The following is a 19,063-nucleotide window of genomic DNA, read 5'->3' as shown; positions in this document are numbered from 1 at the left end:
ACCCGAACACGCTGGCGCGTTGCTTGTATCGTGGCGCGTGGGGCCGGGCTCCGGTACATTCGCAGACGATGGCACGTCGTTCTTCGCCTTGGATCTTGCTCGCCACGGTCACCGCGGCGCTCAGCGTGACCGCGGCCGCGCCGGCGCAGCAGCCTTCCCCCCCGGGGACGGCGACAGCCCCCACCGCGCTCCCGACCCCGCCGCCTCCGCCGGCGCAGGGACAACCGCCGCAACAGGGCACGCCGCCGCAAGGACAACCGCCGCAAGGACAACCGCCGCAGGGCACGCCGCCGCAGCAGCCCGGCTACCCGCCGCAGCAGCCGGGGTATCCTCCGCAGCAACCGGGATATCCGCAGCAATATCCACAAGGGTACCCGCAGCAACAGCCGGGCTACCCGCAGCAGCAGCCGGGATATCCGCAACAATATCCGCAGGGGTATCCGCAGCAACAACCGGGCTACCCGCAGCAGCAACCGGGTTACCCGCAACAGCAGCCGGGGTATCCGCAGCAGCAGCCGGGTTACCCGCAGCAGCAGCCGGGTTACCCGCAACAGCAACCGGGGTATCCGCAGCAGGGGTACCCGCAGGGCTATCCGCAGGGCTATCCGCAGGGCTATCCACAAGGGTATCCGCCGCCGGCCGGATATCCGAACGCGGCGGGCACGGGCCCGACGCCGCCTCCGCCGCCGCCGCCGCCGAAATGCTGTCGCTGGTCGGCGCGCGTGAACCCCTTCGACCTGCTCTTCCGGCGCCTGAGCTTCGAGGCGGAGGTCGCCGTGTGGGGCCCGATCGCGCTGCAAATCTCGCCGACGTGGATCTGGGGTTCGCCCACGGAAAACCTCGACGCGAGCGGCTGGGCGCTGGCCGGCGACATCGGCGTGTATTTCGAGGGCAAGGCGCTGCGTGGCTTCTGGCTCAAGGGCCACGTCGGCTACGAGAGCTTCGACGCGACGGTGACACACCCGCAGCTCACGAACGTGAGCGCGACGCAAAACGTGAGCTCGATGATCCTCGGCGGCATGATCGGCAACACCACGGTCTTCACGCGCGACGGCGGATTCTCGCTCTCCGGCGGCATCGGCATCGGCGTGGCGCTGGCCGATCCGGTCACGGTCATTGCGGAGTCGAAGGATCCACGCTTCCCGAGCGTGGGGGTGACGTTTTACGACAAGGAAGGCGCGATTCAGATTTTGGGGACGTTCGGGCTCGGTGTGACGTTCTGAGCGATCCGCCGATCACGGGTCCGACGCCGATCCTCATTTCGTCTTGAACCGCAGGACCCCGTCGGGCACGAGCAAGGCGGGGTTCGGCGCGGTATTCGTGCCGGGCTCGAGGTAGGCGCGAAACGCGATGACCGCGACGCTGCCCGGTGCAATGCCGTTCGGGCACGGCGCGTCCGGGACCTCGAGGCAAAACGCCTCGCCATTGCAGGTTTGCGCGATCTTGTAAGCGTAGAGCTTGTCCACGAGCGGGTGGTTCGGCAGGTACTTCGCTGCGCTGCCTTTCCAGCTCTTGCTCGAGACGGCGGCGACCCCGACGAGGTGCTGGAGCGCGTACACGCTTGCATTCGCGTACGTCGCTTTGCCCGTCTGCGAATGGTCGACCCCGTGGACGATGATGAAGTCTTTCGCATTCACGGGCCACAGGAAGGGCCCCGTGGCCGGATAAATCGTGTCGCGATTGTCGCCGGCGCAGCTCTTCTCCCCGGCGATGCAGGCATACGGATCGGGCGTCCCTTCCGTCATGGTCTCGATCGTCGCGTCATGCGTGCCTGCATACGCCGCGAGGATCGCTTGCTCGAGCTCCGCGGCGGCCGCGGCGTAGGTCGGGTTCTCGTCGTTCGTCGCGTCCTTGGGTCGCGGCGTCGCTTTCCCATAAGGCTCGGCCGCGACGGGCGGCGTGGAGGGGGTCAACCGATACACCGTGACCGGCGGCGCGTTCAACCAGGCGTCTCCGGCGGCCGCGTCCTCGAAGATCGCGGAGCGGAAGAGGACACCGAACGTATCGTCGGTCTCCTCGAGCCCGAGGTGCGTGTTCATGGAATCGATGGGCGCGATGTTCACGGCCGAGGCGGGGATGCCGGACGCGATGGCCGCCTTCTTCACGCGCTCGCCGATGGCGGCGTTGGGCGTGTGCACGACGAGCGCGCGGCGGCCGTACTTGACGCCGTCCATGGGCCCGTCGACGCCGATCACGCCGATGTTGAGCGTCTCGGCGAGGCTCGCGAAGACCGGCGTGCGCGTGTTCGTGCCGGTGCCGTCGTCGCGGGCCATGAGGTAATCGGTGAATCCGAAGTAAGCGACCGACGGCGGCGTTTCCCCGAGCCATACCACGGCCTCGTCCGCGCGGAGGCGGTAGGTATTGGCGAGCCCGCCCGCGTCCTCCTCGGGGTTCGGCGTGGTTTGTCCAGGAGCGCGGGGGAGGTAATACGCGGCATAGGGGCTCGACGGATTGTTTCCTGCGCAGGATTTGCCCTCGCCGCAGCAATCGGCGAGGTCGAGGAGCTTGAACGTTCCTTCGCGCACGGAGAAGCTGTCGGCTTCGAGCGCCGCGACGAAATCGACGGGCGCGCCACCGGAGCCGCCTTGGCCGGAGCCGCCCGCGCCGCCTTGGCCTTGGCCGCCGGCGCCGCCCGAGCCCCCGGGCGTGCCGGAGCCGGAGGAACCGCAGGCGGCGAGGGTGAGGCCGAGGAAAAGGAGAGGGATGTGCTTGGTCATGGCGGCTTCGTCACCCAGGAGGGGTGGAAGGTTAAAATCTCGAGGGCTCGTTTCCATTCGACCCAAGGCGACACCGGATTGCTTGCTGGCTCGCCGCCCTTCCCCTCGCTCGCCAGCTGTGTTAGGCGCCCTCACATGTCCCACTCTTCCCTCGATCCCGCCCTTTATGCCCGCGCCCCGGTCATGACCCTGGAGGGCGGTATCACCTTGTGCCGCGTCCTCGCGGAGTCCTGCCCCGCGGGGATGCCTTCCTCGGTGACGAAGGCCGCCAAACGGCTCGTCGATACGGCCGAAGCCGCGCAGGTCGCGCACACGGCGCGCAAGAAGGCGCTCGGCAAGGGAACGGACGAGGATTCGCGGCCCATCGACCGTGCGGGTGACAATTCATGGAGCGCGCTGCGCGGGCGGCTCCAATCCTATGTGATGCTCCCCGAGGCCACGTATCCGGACGCGCGGCGCGCGAACGAGATCCTCGCGAATCTTTTCGGCGAGGGTGGCCTCTCGTTCTTGACCGAGTCCTATCCCGAGCAATACGCCATCGCCGAGTCCGTGCTCCGGCGCATCGACGGCGAGGCATTCGCGACCGATATCGACCGAATCGCGGGCAAGGAGTTCCTCGACAACGTGCGCACGCAGCACGTCGCCTACGGGAAGATGGTCGCGGGGCTCCTCCAGCGCGAAACGGCGCTGACCGAGGACCTCGGCGAGCACGTACGCGCCATGGGAGAAGCCCTCGTCGAGTACGCGACCAAGGTGCTCGCCACGGTGGAGCGAGACGAACCCGCGACGATCACGCGGGCCCGAACGGCACTGCGGCCGATCGACGCGTTCCGCGAGGCGACGCAAAAGCGGCCCTCGGGGGGAAGCGGGTCCGAAGAGGCCGGAGGGCCCGCCGCGAACGGGTGAAGGCCTCACGCGGTCGTCGATCGGCATGTCCGGGGCCCCCGCAAGGGGCGCGAGGAGGCCGATCGACGTGGAAGGCGCAGCATCGATGGCGTTCCGGGAGGCCAGGAGGCTCGAAGGCGCGGCTTCAAGGAGGTCTCGGAAGGCCGGAAGGTCTCCGGAACAAGCCGGTAGAGGACGCGGGAAGGAGGATCGGTCTGTTCGGAAGTGGTTTCAACCTGATCGGGAAGCCTTTGTGCTTTCCAGATCACAACTTTTAGGGGGCAAGCTCATGACGCATCACAACCTGACATCCCTGCCGAGAGACCTTCTGTGGCTGCGCCGCCTCTTCACGGTCTTCGTGCTGCTCGGGTTGTATTCTGCGAGCCGTTCATGGCGAACACTTGACGCATGGCACCCTGTCCCCAGCTTCGCCATGCTTTACCACCTCGTGCTCCTGGCGCTCATCGGGATCGCATGCGTGGCGGCGTGGCGCGGCCACTTACGTGCCTGCCTTCGTGTCGCTCGTCATCGTCGACCGAGCGATCAGTGCATTTGGCGCGCTCTGGTTCTTTCTGGAGAGGGCTCTACCCAGTTCGTATTTTTATTCGAGCGACCATCTGGAATATAATGTATGGAATCTTGGATGCCTTCTACGACGAGGCTTACAACAGGGTGTACGCCCCCACCTACCTCTCCCGCAACCTCCCCGTCTTCGCCTTCGCGCTCTTCTCCGTCGTCTACCTCGCCCGCCGCTTCCCGCCCCGCCTCACCGCCCCTTCGAAGCCGTCTGCCGCCGAAACACCCTCTCCCGCAGCAGATTGAATCCGAAGATCGAAATCGCCGCGAGCACCGCGCCCATCGCGAGCCGCTCGTCCCAGGCGTGTAGTTTCCCCCGCGCCGACTCGACCGCCTGCCCGAACAGATACCCCGCCCCTGCCACGACCACGGCCCACAGCGCCGCCGCCATCGCATTCAGCACGAGGAAACGGGCGGTCGGGATGCGGCTCAGGGCAATCGCGACCGGCGCCACGTTGCGGATCCCGTAAATGAAGCGGAAGCCGAAAATGAACAACGTCGGGTAACGCTCCAGGAGCGCCGTCGCCCGCGCGAGATGCGCCCCGAGCTTCGGACGCCGATCGACGAAGGAACGCCCGAAGCGCTTGCCGAGGAAATACGCGATCTGGTCGCCCGTGGCGGACCCGACGAACGCCGTCAAGACGACCCAGGAAAATCGCAGATGCTGCTGGTGGGCCGCAAAGCCCCCGAGCATCGCCACGGTCTCGCCTTCGAGGAACGTGCCGATGAGCACGGCGACGTACCCGTACACTTGAATGAGATGCTCCACGTCCCCCCCGTGGCGTCACCCGCTCAGAACACGATGCGCCCCATCGAAAGCCGCACGCCCGCCGATTTCGGCGTCGCTTGCACGAGCTTGATCTCGGTCTTGTTCAAGAGGACGAGCGTGATCCCCGTGGCCACCAGCGCCGCGCCCACGCCGAGCGTGACGAAGCCGCCCGTCGTGAGGGCTTTGTTTTCGCCCTGGATCACCTTTCCTTCGCTGTTCAGCGTCGCGCCGTCGGCGCTGTACCCAACGCCCAGCATGATCGCACCGCCGAGGACGGCCGCACCGCCAAAGCCGCCGAAAAGAAACCCGAGCTGCCGGCCCAGGAAGCTCCCGCCGTCCACGTTCGCCACGACGTCGCCGCCCACGTTCGACAGCAAAAACCCCCGCGACGGCACCATTCCGTCGGCGCCGAAGAAAAAAACCTCGTTTTTGCGGCCGTCCACGATCCGATCGCAGGGCGCATCACACGCCGTCCGCACGAAGATCCCCTCGCCCGCCTGGTCCGAGACCACCCCCGCGATTCGCAAGAGCTTCACCCCCGGCCGGTCCGCCTCGATGTGAATCCGCGGCGTGCCTTTCCCCGGCGCCTGCGCGGGCTCGTGCGCGGGCTCCTTTGCCGGCTCCACGGCGGGCGGCGCAGGCTTCGGCTCTTCGGGTTTGGCAATGCCGGACGGCGGCGCCGTGGGCTCGGCGGCCTCGGGCACCTTCGGCGACGCAGGGTCCTGCCCCGGCGCGGGCGGCGTGGGCGGGGCGCCAGGCGGCGCCGCGGGCGCATCGGGCGGGCCCGGGATGGCCTGGGCAAACGCGGGCGGCGCGAAGGCAAGGGCGGCAAGGACGGAGGCGAGGCAGGCAGAGCGCATGAGGCTCTCCGATACCGGCGAAACGCGCCTCCGGCAAGGGGAAATACGATCAGCGCCGCCACTTCCGGCCGAACAGGAATCGAATCGCGCCGGGCGCTCGCCGACGCCAGTTTTTTTCGTTGTGGGCGCCGCGCTTTGCCGCGACGAACTTCAGCGAATGCGGGTCGTAGCCTCGCTCGACGAACCTGTACGCGAGGCGCTCGGCCGCCCGCAAGAGGCCGCCGCCCGCCTCCAGCGCGCCCGCGTCGAGGTAGATGCGCGAGGCGCGCGGGCGCGGGTGCGAATCGATCCAGTCGAAGATCGCGCCGCTCCCGATCTGCAGCGACGGCGACATGCTCATCGCCAGCCCGAACCGATCCGGCGCGCGGAGGTGCACATAAAGCGCGGCGAGCCCGCCCATCGAGGAGCCGCCGACGCCCGTGTCGGCCGGATCCGTCGATACCCCGAAATGATGCTCGATATGGGGGCCGAGCCCGCCGCGCATCCAGTCGAGCAAAAGCTCGAGCCTGCCGGGCCCCGTGCGCGTCGGGAACGGCGAGAGCTCCTCGATGCGCTCGTGCCCGCCGTGGTCGATGCCCACGATCACGGGCACACGCTCGCCGCGGGCCGCGAGCCGCGACCCCACGTCATGCAGGTGCCAGCCGCCGGCGAACGAGGGTTCGTCGTGGAAGAGGTTCTGCCCGTCGAAAAGGTAGAGCACGGGCGGCTTCATCGGCGAGCGTCGCGGCGGGACGTACACGCGCACATGGCGCGCCGAAAGGCCGGGGACGTGAAACGGGCCGAGGAGATGTACGGTGGGTTCGGACATGAGGTAGTCGAGATTGCGCGAACAGGACACACCTGCACGTCCGCGCGAGCGTGCGGTGTTGTCCCACATTTTCGGTGGTCTTGCGAGGCCGCGCGCATGGATGGTAAGGGACGAGGCGATAATGACCCACGACGTCGAAGGCTTGATCCGCGGGGCCGGCTTGCTCGAAGGCCTCGGGCCGGACGCGACGAACAGCCTGCTCGAGCGGATCGTCGTCCAGCGGTACGAATCCGGCGCGCAGATCGTGCGGGAGGGTGAAATCGGGGACGCGGCCTTCGTCCTGGTCGAGGGCATTTGCCAGGTGTTCGGCGCGCGGCCGGGCGGCGGCGTGATCCGCCTGGCCCGCCTCGAACCCGGCGCGCTCTTCGGCGAGCAGGCCCTGCTCGGCCGCGCGGGCGGACGAAGGGCGGCCACCGTACGCGCGACGGGCCCCGTCGCCGTGGCCCGCATCGCCGCCCAGGATTTCCGCAATGTCCTTCCGCCCGACCACCCGCGCCGCGAGGCCCTCGTGCGCCTCGGCGAGGAGCAGCTCCGCGACCGGCTCGTGCAGCAGTCGAGCTTGTTCCGAGCATTGCGTGCGCTCGGGGGGGCCGAGGGCGGCGAACACGACGGACTCGGCGCCAAGCTCGTCACGTACGAGCGCGGCGAGGCGCTTTTTTATCAGAGCGAGCCCGCCGACGCGGTGTACGTCGTCATCTCCGGGGCCGTCGGCGTATATGTCGAGAAAGACGGGCGCCCGCAGCTCCTCTCGCGCGTCGAGGCTGGCCATTGCGTCGGCGAGCGGGGCCTCTTGCGCCGCGAATCCCGCTCGGCCACCGCCGTCGCCGAGGACCCGGTCACGGCCTTCCGCGTGCCCGGCGATCGATTCCTCGCGATCCTCGAGCAATCCGCCGAGCTACGCGAGTATTTCGACAGCCTGGAGAGCGTGTACGAGCTGCCCCACCGCGGGTTCGTCACCATCTTCGCGGGCAGGTTCCTGGGCAAACCCTGCATCACCTCGTTGTATCACCTGCCCCGCGGCCGCCACGCCGTCGCCTCGCACGTCCCGGGCGAGGAACTCCACCACCTCGCCGTCAGCGAGCCGGGACTCGAAGGCCCGCCCGACGAGCGCGGAAAATACCGATTCATCGACGCGCGCCGCGGCCTCGAACGCGAAATCGTGGTCACGCCCAACGACGGCCGTATCCTCTCGTTCACCGCCCGCGGCGACTGGGTCGATCTCCCCAAGCTCTACGCGCTCGCCCTCGAAGGCGGCTCCCTCTCGCCCTGGCAATGCGCGGCCTTCACCGAGACGGGCTCGATCGACCTCGAAGCGCCGCCCTCGCTCCGGCCCGACGACGAAATCGTCTGCACCTGCATGCGCGTGCGCAGGCGCGACCTCCGCCGCGCCATCCTCGCCGGCTGCAATACACCCGAGGCCATCCGCGACCGCACCCGCGCCGGCAGTGCCTGCGGCGCGTGCCTGCCCCGTATTGCCGACATGCTCGGCAAGAGCACCTGGACCTCGGCCGAGATCGTCTCCGCCACCGACGTTTGTCCGGGCGTACGCGCGTTCCGCCTCGTCCCCCGTGACGGCGAGGTCCTCCACGCCGAGCCGGGCCAGCACGTCGTCATCCAGGCCGAGATCGACGGCCGCTTCATCGAACGCCCGTATACCCTCTCGGCGCCCACGTCGAGCGGCCATTACGAGATCACGGTCAAGCGGCTCCCGGGCGGCGTGTTCTCTACCTGGCTCTTCGAGCGCCGCCCCGAGGACGCGCTCATCCGCGTCTCCGCGCCCGGCGGCCATTTCACGATGCCGCCGAACGATCGGCCCGTCGTGTACCTCGTCGCCGGCATCGGCGTGACGCCCGCCATCGCGGCGTGCCGCGCGATCCGCGAAAAGGGCAGCGCGCGGCGCGTCCACGTCGATTACTCGGCGCACAGCCCCGCCTCGGCCCCTCATGCCGACGAGCTCCACGCGCTCGCCGCCGCTTGCCCGAACGTCACGGCCCGCATTCGTTTCACCGAGGTATGGGGCCGGCTCGGCGCCGCCGAGATCGCCTCGCTCGTCGAGACCCACCCCGACGCCGATTGGTTCCTCTGCGGCCCCATCCCGTATCTACGCGCGATGAGCAACCTCCTGCTCGAACAGGGCGTGCTCGATACGCATCTCCACATCGAGGAGTTCATCGCGGGCAGCGTCGTCGTCGCGCAGCCCGGCCGCAGGCCCTCCTTGCTCGCACCTGCGACGCTCGTGCCCCCCGCGCACGTGCCGCCTTTGCACCTGCCGCCTTCGTTTCCCACGAGCCTCCTGCCGAAACCCCCGCCGGCCGTCGACATCTCGTATGCGCCGAGCTCGTCCGCGCGCCCCGCCGCGCCGCCCCCCACGACGCCGCCGAGCGCCCCTCCACCGCACGCCTCGGGCATGCTCCCGCCGGCCCCGGGCACCCTTGCGCCGCCCTCGTCCGCCCCCGCCTCGTCGCCGATTCCCTCCTCCAAATCACGCGCGGATGGCGTTTGTCCCTTTGCGCACGGCACGCACCGGGAGGACGGCCTCGGCGTCATTCCGCCCGTCGTCGCAGGGCAGGACACGAGCGTCGCCGAGGAGGCGCGGGCCTATCTCGCCCAGTTTTACCGGGAAAAAGGCGCGCCCCGGGCGTTCGAGGTCCGATGGGCCCAGGTCTCCGCCGAGCTCCAGCGCACGGGCACCTACGTCCAGACCTACGACGAGCTTTCCTTCGGCGCCAAACTCGCCTGGCGCAACTCCACCCGCTGCATCGGGCGCCTCTTCTGGAACGGGCTCGAAGTGCGCGACATGCGCCATCTCACGGACGAGGACGAGATCCTCTCGGCCCTGGTCGAGCACATCGAGCTCGCCACGCACGGCGGAAACCTACGCGCCATGATGACCGTCCTCGCCCCGACCAACCGCGCCGGCGAGGGGCCACGCATCTGGAACGGCCAGCTCCTGCGTTATGCGGGATACCCAAACCCGGACGGCACCGTCACCGGGGATCCGATGAACGTCGAGCTCACCACGAAGGCGCTCGAGCTCGGCTGGAAAGGCGGCGCACGCACGCGCTTCGACCTGCTCCCGCTCATCGTAAAGCTCCCTGGCCGCGAGCCGCGCTGGATGGAGATCCCTCGGCGCGTCGTGCGCGAGGTGCCGCTCGCGCATCCCGATCTGCCGTGGTTCGCCTCGCTCGGGCTCCGCTGGTACGCGCTTCCGGCCGTCTCCGAGCTCCTGCTCGACATCGGCGGCGTGAAATATCCTGCCGCGCCTTTCAACGGCTGGTACATGGCGACCGAGATCGGCGCGCGCAATTTCAGCGATCCCTATCGGTACAACATGCTCCCTGTGATCGCCGAGCGGCTCGGGCTCGACATCCAGCGATCCTCCTCGCTCTGGCGCGACCGCGCGCAGGTCGAGCTCGTACGGGCCGTCGTGCACTCGTTCGAGCGCGCGGGCGTGAAGATCGTCGACCACCACACAGCCTCCGAGGATTTCGTGCAGTTTGCCCAGGCCGAGCAAGGCCAGGGCCGCTGCGTGCACCTGCGCTGGAGCTGGATCGTCCCGCCCATCGGCGGCAGCGCGACGTCGGTGTTCTACATGGATGAGGACCGTCACCCCGACGTCATGCTCAAGCCGAACCTCTTCTATCAACCGAAGCCCTGGACCGGGGCCGCCTGATCCTCCGCCGTAGCGGACGTCGACTTTCTGCCTGGGACAGGCTCATCGCACGGGCAGCGGGATGCAAGCGCGCAGTATTTCGTCGCAGGTGGGTGTTCCCCTACGGAATTGTCAATGGAATGGCGTACATTTCCTGCGATTGTTTCGCGAACGTGTCGAGACAGACTATGCAACGGGTAAAAACCATGTAGGCTGCCTGCTGGGGTGTGATTCACCAGGAGGTCCGTCTCAATGGCTCCGCACGTCCTGCTCGTCGATGACAGCACCACCGTTCGTATGGTCATCGCCGCGGAGCTGCGGGAAGCTGGCTTCCGGGTGACCCCCGTGCCCACGCTCGATGCGGCGCGGCGCGCGATCGCGCAGTACCGCGACCGCGACCCGTTCCAGCTCGCCATCCTCGATGTGCTCCTGCCCGACGGCGACGGGATCGACCTGCTCCGCGAGATTCGTCGGGATCCGGCGCTCGAGCGCCTGCCGGTCATGATCCTCTCGAGCGACGCGCGCTTCGGCTCGCGCCTCCGCGGCCTCGGCGTGGGCGCCGACGACTTCGTGGGCAAACCGCACTCGAAATCGTACCTGATCAACCGCGCCCACGCCCTCACCGGCAACCCGCAGACCGAAGCCGCCCCGCGCGCCTGGCGCGTGCTTCTCGTCGACGCCGACGGCGCCCTGCGCGAGGCGCTCGGGAAGGTCCTGCGCATCGGGCACGGCTGCGACATCGTCTCGCTGGAGAGCGTCGACCAGGCCGCCCAGTTCCTCGACCTCGAAGGCGCGGGCGTCGACGGCGCCGTGGTCGACCGGAGGTGCTTCCTCCGCGTGCTCGGCCTCCTCCGGTCGAAGCAGCCGAACGGCGTGCCCATGATCGTGCTCGACGATTCTCCCTCGGCCACCTGGCCTCCCGCAGTGACGGCAAAGCGCAACGCGGCCCTCGCCTCCGCGCTGGTCATGCCTCGCACGATCGAGCCGAGCACCGTGGCCGATGTCCTGGTGCACAGGCTGGTCGAAGAAGCCTCGCCTGCCGTTTCATCGAGCAGCAAAATTCCGATTGCTACGATTGACGCCGTGCGTCGCCTCGCGCGGGGCGCCTGAACCATTCGTGAGTTCACCCCCACCGAAATGACAGAAAGCTGAAACTCCTGGGCGGAGGCGGCGGGGTAGCCTTCGTTGCCTTGTCCAAGTCCACCGTCGATCCGACCGTGCTCGACATCGAGCTCCCCGCGGTGCCTTTTCCATCGGTCCGCGCGTCGGCGCCCATGCCGCCCGCACGGCCCGAGAACTGGACGCGCAGCCTCTTCCACGTCCTCTCCGCGCTGGTCGCGCTCGTCATGCTCCGCGTCGTGCCGAGCCGCGGGTGGTTGATCGCCGCGAGCGTATCGCTCTGCGTGTGGGCCTGGTCCTGCGAGATCGCCCGCCGCCTGAGCCCGGCCGTCAACGAGAGGATGATGAAGTTCTTCTCGCGCGTCGCCCACCCGATGGAGCGGCACCGGGTGAACTCGTCCACCTGGTATCTCACGGCCCTGGTCGGCCTCTCGCTCTTCGCGCCCTTTCAGGCGGCCGAGCTCGGCGTCGTGATCCTCGGCCTCGCCGACCCGGCGGCGGGCTTCATCGGCCGTCGCATCGGGCGCACGAAGATCCTCGCGAACCGCTCGCTCGAAGGCACGCTCGGCTTCTTCGCCGTCGGCACGCTCGCCGCGCTCGCGACGCTCACGGCCTTCCACGGCCTGCCGCTCCCCGCGATGCTGCTCATCGCCTCGGCCGGCGCGGCCGCGGGCGCGATCGCCGAGCTCGTCTCCTCGCGCCTCGACGACAACTTCACCATCCCGGTCACGGTCGCGATCGCCAGCTCCATCGCAGGCGCGTTCGTCCCGGCGTCCTGATCTATCCTGGGCGTCCATGCGCCCACTCCTCGGCTTGCTCGCCTTCCTCCCGTGCTTCGCCGCGTGCAGCGACGAGCCGCCCGGAGGCGCCCCGCCGCCCGCACCCGACGCGGGCACCGACGCCGGCCCCGTCTCCTTCCGCAGCGCCCTCTACCCCGAGGATTGGACGCCCTCCTTCACGGACGCCGAAGGCCACTTCCTCCACGACTTCTCCTACGCGGGCTACCACCTCGCCGAGGCCCCGCCCGGCGCGCCCGCCGCGGCCCCGACCTTCGACGTCGTCACGCATGGCGCGGATCCCACCGGGCAGATGGACGCGACCTTGGCCGTGCAGGCGGCCATCGACGCGGCCGCGGCCCAGGGCGGCGGGATCGTCACGTTCCCCGAGGGCCTCTATCGGATCGACGACAAGCTTGTCGTCGCTGCGTCCGGCGTCGTCCTGCGCGGCGCGGGCTCCACGAAATCGCGGCTCCACTTCACGCGATCGGCGGGCATGAGCTACGACGCGCACCTCGCCTTCGTGGGCAAGGCCGAGCCGAACCTCGAGCTCCCGCTCGCCGTGGACGCGACCTCGCGCGCCGACGTCGTCGAGGTCGAGAGCGCCGGGGACCTCGCGCCCGGCGACGACGTCCTCCTCGGCTGGACCCTCACGCCTGCCTTCATCGAAGAGCACGGCATGACGGGCACGTGGACGGCCTTCAACGACACCTGGCAGCCCTTCTTCCGCCGGACCGTCGTCGCCGTCGACAAGACCTCCTCCCCGCACCGGATCACGCTCGACGTGCCGCTGCGCTACCCGGCCAAGCTCCGCGACGGCGCGAGCCTCCAGCGCGTCACGGGCCTGCTCCGCGAGTGCGGCGTCGAGTCGCTCGGCATATCGAACGCCGTCTCCTGGGCCGAGGCCTGGGCCGCGTCGCAGGTCCACGCGATCGACCTCCGGCGCGTCGTCGACTGCTGGATCAAGGACGTCGCGTCGTTCCCCTCGCCCGCCGCGCCTGCCGAGGGCCCAGGCAGCGGCGCGCACCTCGCCTCGGGCGGCATCCTCCTCGAAGAGGCCACGCGCGTCACCGTCGAGCACGTCTCGCTCGGCCTCGCGCAAAACCGCGGCGGCGGCGGAAACGGCTATCTCTTCGAGATCCGCCGCTCGAACGAGATCCTCGTCGCGGACAGCGAGGGCGACGGCGGGAGGCACAACTTCATCCAGAATTGGGGCTTCGGCACGACCGGCTGCGTCTTCTTACGCATTCAAAGCAAAAACGGGGAATCGCTCACCGACATGAACGACGCCTCGGGCTTCACGGGTTTGTCCGAGTTTCACCACTCGCTCGCCATGGCGAACCTCATCGACGCCTCGACCTTCGACGACGGCTTCTCCATCGTGAACCGCAACGACGAGAGCACGGGCGCCGGCCACACGGGCACCGAGAACGTGCTCTGGAACAACCGCGGCAAGGGCGCGCTCCGATCGCTCCAGTTCGGCACAGGATACGTGATCGGGACCGAGGGCCTCTACGTCACCACCGAATCGCCGCTGCCGATGGCCCTCGGCACCTTGCCCGTCGACTGGGTCGAGGGCCTCGACGAAGGCGACACGCTCGACCCGCCTTCGCTTTACGAAGATCAACGCAGCCGCCGCCGCGCGCGCTGACGCTACACGAGCGCCCCCCGACTGGCCTCGTTCGCTCGTACGAGCCGCAAGAGCTCCTCGGACACGCTCGACAGCTCCGAGGCCGTCTGGAGCGTCTGCTTCGCGCTCGTCTGCACCTCGCGCGCGGCCTCCGACACGGACTGCATCGCTTGGTTCACCTGCTCCATGGCCGTCGTCTGGTGCCGCGTGCTCGCCTCGATCTCGCGCGACGAGCGCGCCGTGTCCACCACGTACGTGCGAATGCGCTCGAAGCTCGCGCCCACGTCCGCGAAGCTGCGCGTGCTCGCCTCCACGGCTTTTGCGCCGTTCTCCGTGGCCATCACGGTCGTGTTCGTCGCGCCCCGCACCTGCTCGACCAGGTGCTGGATGTCCCGCGCGGCGCCGGACACGCGATCGGCGAGCTTCCGGATCTCGTCGGCGACCACGCCGAAGCGCCGCCCCGCGTCCCCTGCGCCCGCCGCCTCGATCGTCGCGTTGATCGCGAGGATGTTCGTCTGCTCGGCGAGCTCGCGGATGATGTCCACGATGCCCCCGATCTCCTGGGATCGCTGGTTCAAGCCGAGCATGTGCGCGACGACCCGATCGACATGCTTGCGGGTCCCATCGACGGTCTCGCGCGCCGCGGTCACGGTCTGATCGCCGCCTCGCGCGGCTGAGGACGTGTCCTCCGCGATGCGACTCACCTGCACGGCGCTCTCGGCGATCTGACGCGAGGTGGCCGTGAGCTCGCGGATCGTCACCGACACCTGCTGCGAGGTCGCGACCTGCTCGTTCGTCGAGCTCGCTTGTTGCGTCGCGGCGGCCTCGAGCTCACGCGCGGCGGCGCGCATGCGCGCGGCGGCGGACCCGATCTGCCGGTTCAGCACGCGGACGATGAAGGCGCCCAGGCCGCTCACACAGACGAACGCGAGAAAGCATGCGCCCACGAGCGTCCGGGCGAACGAACGCACGAGCTCGTCGACGGCCGCAGCCCGTATCCCGAGCAGCGTGCGCTCCTCGGCGATCATCTCGTCGATGATGGCCCGCACCGCGTCCATCGTGCGTTTGCCACGCCCCGTGGCGACGAGCTTCACCGCGGACTCGAGCCCCTCGCTCTTGCGCGCGTCGATGGCGCCGGAGAGCGCGATCCGCTCCTCTCCGACAAGCTTTTTCAGCTCCGGAAGGCGCTGCTGCTGGCGCTCGTTGTCGCTCGTCAGGCGCTCGACCTCGGCAAGCGCTCGCTCGATGGCCTCGTCTCCCTCGCGGTAAGGATCCAGGAACGACTCGTTCCCGGTGATCACGTAGCCGCGCTGGCCGGTCTCCATGTCCTGGAAGGCGGAGAGCGTGCTCGACAGCGCCGTCAGGACCTCGCGGGTGTGCCCCACGGCATCCGTGGCCACGAGGAGCCGCTGGGTCGTCACGTAGGCGTACGAGCCGATGAGCACCAGAAAAATGAGAGGAAGCGCGATGGCCGCGCTGAACTGCTTGCCTACTGTCCAGGTCCTCGACCCTGCCATGCGTCCCATCCTCCAACGGCTTGCGAGCTCCCCTCGCGGCCTTACGCCGATTTCGATAGCGGCCCAGGGTTTACTTTACGACACGGAAGCACCCAGGACGTACGCATTCCGAGGGCGTCGTGAATCTTCGAAGGACGCACGGCCCATCGAGCGTCAGCGCAATGACGCCGAGCCCCGAATCCCACGACATTTCGCGAATGGCATTCGGGAGACTCCGGGCTTCGCCGCTTTTTTTCCCATCGTGGCGGCCCGGACACACCTTTTCGAGATCAGGAGTCGTCGTTCTCGTGGGTGACGCTCTCGAGGGCGAGCACCGAAGTTATCGAACGTACCGGCGTTTTCGTTCCGCGAGGAGCCGCAACGAACGAAACGAAACCATGCGTATCGTTCTGCAACGAGCCTCCGCAGGATTCAGCACTTTCGTGCGAAGTTGGATGAAGACCCCATGTGCGTTGCCTCGCCGGGAGGAGCGCAAGGGTTGCACGCTTCACGCAAAGGTTGCAGGAAGGGGCTCGACAAGTGGGAGGGGAGGCTTGTATATGACTTGGCAAACGTCTTGCCAGGCGCCGCCCCTATGACCACGCCCCTCCTCGTCTCGACGCTGATGAAATCCCCCGTGCTGTCGGTGACGCCCGACACGCTCGTGGATGAGGCTTACCTGCTGCTCGCGTCGCGACGCATCTCGTCGGCGCCCGTCGTCGACGACACGGGCAAGGCGCTCGGTGTCGTCTCATTGACCGACCTCCTGCGCATCGGCCGCCTGCAACCGGCCTCGCTCGCGGGCATTCAGCCGATCGACCTGCCCACCGAGCCCGTCTCGGATCACATGCACAAGGGCGTGCTCACGGTCTCGCCGAACGCGCCCGTGACGGCGGCGGCGCGGATCATGGCCGACGAGCACGTGCATCGCGTGTACGTCGAGCAGGAAGGCAAGCTCGTCGGCGTCTTCAGCATCGAGGAGGTGCTCTCCTCCGTGCGCGCGCTCCGCCTCGAAGCGCCGATCGGCGACGTGATGACGAAGCCTGTGATCTCGCTCCCCCTCACGGCCACGATCGCCGAGGCCACCTCGCGGCTCGACCGCGCGCAGGTGACGGGCGTCGTGATCGTCGACGAGTACCGCCACCCGGTCGGCGTCTTCACGCAGGTCGAGGCGCTCGCCGCGCGCAGCTTCGTGCCCGATACGAAGGTCGAGGACGTGATGAACTACGGCATCCTCACGCAGCACGTGAAGACGCCGCTCTACCGCGCGGCGGCGCACGCCTTCGAATCGCGCGCCCGCCGCGTGCTCGTGCTGGAGAATGGCGAGCTCGTCGGCCTGATCACGGGCCTCGACTTCGCGCGCGTGCTCGCTCGGGCCTGATCAGTACGGCTTCTGCCCGACGTAGTTCCCGGGCGGATCGTAGTTGCAAACCCAGAATTCCCAATCCCCGCCGCCGAGCGGCGAGCCCGTGCTGCATTTCGCCATGCCGCACCCGAGCCTCGTCGTCTTCGCCCAGACGACCTGGGTGTAGTGGCCGCACACGTCCGAACATTCGTTCGACGAATAGATGTAATCGGCCTTCTCGGAGACCCAGTTCGAGACGACCTTCTCGGCGGTCGAGCCATTGGAGCTCGCGTAGAGGTTCTCGCCGTAGTCATTGCTGCTGTGCTCCCATACGCATTTCTCTGCGTAGGCCTGGGCGACAGCGGCGATCTTGGACGACCAGACGAGGGGCGGCAGCGGCTCTGCGGCCGGCGGATCGACGGACGCGCGCGCCGCGTTGTGGGCCTCCGTGATCCCTTGCATCGAGGCCGGCTCGCCCGCATTCGTGTTGCCGCCTCCCTCGTCGTCAGAGCAGCCCGCGGCGGCCAGAAGGAAAGGAACGAGCACGAGCCCATAGAAAGGTGAAATGCGTTTCATGGCGCGATCGTGGCACGCCGCGGCGTCGGGACGCAAGACGCCTCGGGGCACGCCTGCCGGATCAGCGACGGTGTCCTGGAAAGCGCTGCACGACGCAGGCTCTGCATCACCTCTCCGTTCCACAGGGAGACGAGCGATGACGACGCGAGCGAGCCGATCATCGGCGCCTCGTACGCCACGGGATGCACGCTGCCATCCGGGTCGATGCACGCCTGCTCCCATTCCATGCGACACGTCAGGAAACGCGTGCGATTGGCGAAATCGTCGGCCGCGCGAAAAACCTGAAACGCGGGATCATCGCCGGCCACGCAAGGACAGGCGCCGCCGGGATCGAGATGATCCACGAGCACGACGCCCGCCGGCGCGAGGATCGCCCCGAGCTCGCGGATCCCACGAAGCACCCGCTCCCCCCGCGGATCGATCCATTCGACCTGCGCCCGCGTCGTGCACGGAAAAACCTCCTCGACCTTCAACCAATCGACCCCGAGCGAAGCCACGAGCCTCCCGAGCGCGGGCAATTCGTCCACGTTCGAGGCCGTCACGACCGTCGAGATCCCGATCCGCACGTCGACCCCACGCGCCGCGCGACGCCGGATCATGCCCTCGATGTTCTTCACGAGGGTCGCGAACCGCCCGCCGATCCGGAGCCCGTCGTTGGTCCCCGCCGTCGCGCCGTCGAGCGAAAGCGAAAGGCTCGTCAGCCCGAGATCACAGAGCGCATCGAACCGCGCCTCGTCGAGCGCCATTCCATTGGACAGCAAGTGCACGTCCGTGCGGCCCGGACGACCCGCGCGGCCTTTCTGGATCGCCGCGAGCACCTCCGGGAAAATCGGCGCCACGAGCGCCTCGCCGCCGTGCACGAAGCCCACGTACGCGGCGGCCGCGAACGGCTCCCGCAGCGCGTCGAGGAGCCACGGCTGCACCGTGCGTGCGCGCCCGCTCCGCGTCTTCTCCGGCGCGTCCGTGATGCAATGGGCGCAGCGCAGATTGCACCGCTCGGTCACGGTCACGTAAAGCCGCACGGGCAGCGGCGCGACCACGCGCCCCGCGCGAAACGCGTCGCCGGACGTCTCCGACGCCGAGGCCCCCTCAATCGCAATCGCCGCCGCGCCCTCGCCCCGCCCCGCGCCTTGGGGCGCCTCCGGCCTCGGAATCGTGAACCATTGCCCTGCCCCGCCCGCGCGCCCGACGAGCCGCCCCGATTCCAATCGAAACACGTACGAGACGCGCCGCGCCGACGCCGGCAGCCGCGCCTCGAAGACAACGTGCTCGTCCTCCTCCGCATCGACCCGCATGGCCTCCTCGCGCATCCCTGCACCCTCGTCCCACCGCACGACGAGGCCGCTCCCGTGCCCGCGACGGAGCGCCGCGCGAATGCAGAGCCGACCGTCCTCCTCCACGCCCACGAACGGGCGCACCGGCGCGTGCAGGATCGGCTCGTCCGCGCCGCCCACCACGAGCACGTTGTTCCGCAGGCCGCCCCGCGCCCGTGTTCGCGGGTTGTCCGGGTCGAGCTCCCAGCGCGCGCCCTCCACGTGCAGCTTGTACTCGTGCACCCCGATCGCCGCCTCGATCGTCGCCTCGAACGACCCGTCCTCGCGCCGCGCCATCGGCGTCGGATGGAACGCCGACCATTCCCCGCAGATCGACGCGAACGCCGCGGGCCGCTCCGGCCGGTAGAAAAACGTCACGGGAACAGGAGCCACCCGCGTACGATACGCGAATCCGCGCCACGCGGGAGGGCCCTCCGGCTTCGCGGGACTTCTTCCACCGGAGTGTTCACGCGCCTCCGGAAAGCGTGGACAAGGGCCCTACCTTGTCTCTTCCCTGCCCCTCGGCTCCGCTGTAACCTGC

The 19,063-nt window shown here is 68.7% G+C and carries 14 protein-coding genes; 7 read left to right on the top strand and 7 right to left on the bottom strand.

Annotation, left to right across the window (positions count from 1 at the left end):
* The first annotated feature begins 68 nt into the window (after positions 1-68).
* Complete coding sequence (locus tag POL67_RS10330) at positions 69-1,223, top strand: hypothetical protein (protein WP_271917071.1); 1,155 nt, start codon at positions 69-71, stop codon at positions 1,221-1,223.
* Positions 1,224-1,256: 33 nt separating this feature from the next.
* Here the strand turns inward: POL67_RS10330 and POL67_RS10325 are convergent, their stop codons facing one another.
* Positions 1,257-2,717 carry a hypothetical protein gene (locus POL67_RS10325; RefSeq protein WP_271917070.1) on the bottom strand — a complete coding sequence of 487 codons (1,461 nt, stop codon included), beginning with the start codon at positions 2,715-2,717 and terminating at the stop codon, positions 1,257-1,259.
* Positions 2,718-2,852: 135 nt separating this feature from the next.
* On the opposite strand from POL67_RS10325, the gene POL67_RS10320 reads away from it, so the two are divergent.
* Complete coding sequence (locus tag POL67_RS10320) at positions 2,853-3,623, top strand: hypothetical protein (RefSeq protein WP_271917069.1); 771 nt, start codon at positions 2,853-2,855, stop codon at positions 3,621-3,623.
* Positions 3,624-4,368: 745 nt separating this feature from the next.
* On the opposite strand, the gene POL67_RS10315 is transcribed toward POL67_RS10320, so the two are convergent.
* Genes POL67_RS10315 through POL67_RS10305 form a run of 3 tightly spaced genes read right to left on the bottom strand, consistent with a single transcriptional unit; the run spans position 4,369 to position 6,615 of the window.
* Positions 4,369-4,947: a DedA family protein gene (locus POL67_RS10315; protein WP_271917068.1), complete on the bottom strand. Its 579-nt coding sequence runs from the start codon at positions 4,945-4,947 to the stop codon at positions 4,369-4,371.
* Between the two features lie 23 nt (positions 4,948-4,970).
* Complete coding sequence (locus POL67_RS10310) at positions 4,971-5,807, bottom strand: hypothetical protein (protein ID WP_271917067.1); 837 nt, start codon at positions 5,805-5,807, stop codon at positions 4,971-4,973.
* A gap of 49 nt (positions 5,808-5,856) precedes the next feature.
* Positions 5,857-6,615, bottom strand: coding sequence for an alpha/beta hydrolase (locus POL67_RS10305; RefSeq protein ID WP_271917066.1), 759 nt, complete (start codon positions 6,613-6,615; stop codon positions 5,857-5,859).
* A 121-nt stretch (positions 6,616-6,736) separates the two neighbouring features.
* On the opposite strand from POL67_RS10305, the gene POL67_RS10300 reads away from it, so the two are divergent.
* The 4 genes from POL67_RS10300 (at position 6,737) to POL67_RS10285 (ending at position 13,813) form a co-directional block, all read left to right on the top strand.
* Positions 6,737-10,288 carry a nitric oxide synthase oxygenase gene (locus POL67_RS10300; protein ID WP_271917065.1) on the top strand — a complete coding sequence of 1,184 codons (3,552 nt, stop codon included), beginning with the start codon at positions 6,737-6,739 and terminating at the stop codon, positions 10,286-10,288.
* Between the two features lie 231 nt (positions 10,289-10,519).
* On the top strand, positions 10,520-11,377 hold the full coding sequence (locus POL67_RS10295; RefSeq protein ID WP_271917063.1) for a response regulator: 858 nt from the start codon (positions 10,520-10,522) through the stop codon (positions 11,375-11,377).
* A gap of 80 nt (positions 11,378-11,457) precedes the next feature.
* A complete protein-coding gene (locus POL67_RS10290; protein ID WP_271917062.1) occupies positions 11,458-12,165 on the top strand; it encodes a diacylglycerol/polyprenol kinase family protein in 708 nt (235 codons plus the stop codon).
* Positions 12,166-12,181: 16 nt separating this feature from the next.
* On the top strand, positions 12,182-13,813 hold the full coding sequence (locus POL67_RS10285) for a glycosyl hydrolase family 28-related protein (RefSeq protein WP_271917061.1): 1,632 nt from the start codon (positions 12,182-12,184) through the stop codon (positions 13,811-13,813).
* Between the two features lie 2 nt (positions 13,814-13,815).
* Here POL67_RS10285 and POL67_RS10280 read toward each other — a convergent pair whose 3' ends face one another.
* Positions 13,816-15,309 carry a CHASE3 domain-containing protein gene (locus tag POL67_RS10280; RefSeq protein WP_271917060.1) on the bottom strand — a complete coding sequence of 498 codons (1,494 nt, stop codon included), beginning with the start codon at positions 15,307-15,309 and terminating at the stop codon, positions 13,816-13,818.
* A 574-nt stretch (positions 15,310-15,883) separates the two neighbouring features.
* On the opposite strand from POL67_RS10280, the gene POL67_RS10275 reads away from it, so the two are divergent.
* On the top strand, positions 15,884-16,669 hold the full coding sequence (locus POL67_RS10275; RefSeq protein ID WP_271917059.1) for a CBS domain-containing protein: 786 nt from the start codon (positions 15,884-15,886) through the stop codon (positions 16,667-16,669).
* Here the strand turns inward: POL67_RS10275 and POL67_RS10270 are convergent, their stop codons facing one another.
* The gene (locus POL67_RS10270; protein ID WP_271917058.1) at positions 16,670-17,209 is read right to left on the bottom strand and encodes a CAP domain-containing protein; all 540 of its coding nucleotides are present in this window, start codon (positions 17,207-17,209) and stop codon (positions 16,670-16,672) included. It abuts the gene before it with no gap.
* Positions 17,206-18,915, bottom strand: coding sequence for a radical SAM protein (locus POL67_RS53515; protein WP_271917057.1), 1,710 nt, complete (start codon positions 18,913-18,915; stop codon positions 17,206-17,208). The genes POL67_RS10270 and POL67_RS53515 overlap by 4 nt, the downstream gene beginning before the upstream one ends.
* Between the last annotated feature and the right edge of the window lie 148 nt (positions 18,916-19,063).

The sequence above is a fragment of the Polyangium mundeleinium genome (genome assembly GCF_028369105.1).
GTDB classification, from domain to species: Bacteria; Myxococcota_A; Polyangia; order Polyangiales; family Polyangiaceae; genus Polyangium; species Polyangium mundeleinium.
Note: the sequence above shows the minus strand (reverse complement) of the source record. Positions and strands in the feature narration are given on the sequence as shown.

Excerpts from the sequence above, each read along its gene's own strand:
- POL67_RS10330 (WP_271917071.1), top strand. The coding sequence starts at position 69 with ATGGCACGTCGTTCTTCGCCTTGGATCTTGCTCGCCACGGTCACCGCG.
- POL67_RS10325 (WP_271917070.1), bottom strand. The coding sequence starts at position 2,717 with ATGACCAAGCACATCCCTCTCCTTTTCCTCGGCCTCACCCTCGCCGCC.
- POL67_RS10320 (WP_271917069.1), top strand. The coding sequence starts at position 2,853 with ATGTCCCACTCTTCCCTCGATCCCGCCCTTTATGCCCGCGCCCCGGTC.
- POL67_RS10310 (WP_271917067.1), bottom strand. The coding sequence starts at position 5,807 with ATGCGCTCTGCCTGCCTCGCCTCCGTCCTTGCCGCCCTTGCCTTCGCG.
- POL67_RS10305 (WP_271917066.1), bottom strand. The coding sequence starts at position 6,615 with ATGTCCGAACCCACCGTACATCTCCTCGGCCCGTTTCACGTCCCCGGC.
- POL67_RS10300 (WP_271917065.1), top strand. The coding sequence starts at position 6,737 with ATGACCCACGACGTCGAAGGCTTGATCCGCGGGGCCGGCTTGCTCGAA.
- POL67_RS10295 (WP_271917063.1), top strand. The coding sequence starts at position 10,520 with ATGGCTCCGCACGTCCTGCTCGTCGATGACAGCACCACCGTTCGTATG.
- POL67_RS10285 (WP_271917061.1), top strand. The coding sequence starts at position 12,182 with ATGCGCCCACTCCTCGGCTTGCTCGCCTTCCTCCCGTGCTTCGCCGCG.
- POL67_RS10280 (WP_271917060.1), bottom strand. The coding sequence starts at position 15,309 with ATGGCAGGGTCGAGGACCTGGACAGTAGGCAAGCAGTTCAGCGCGGCC.
- POL67_RS10275 (WP_271917059.1), top strand. The coding sequence starts at position 15,884 with ATGACCACGCCCCTCCTCGTCTCGACGCTGATGAAATCCCCCGTGCTG.
- POL67_RS10270 (WP_271917058.1), bottom strand. The coding sequence starts at position 17,209 with ATGAAACGCATTTCACCTTTCTATGGGCTCGTGCTCGTTCCTTTCCTT.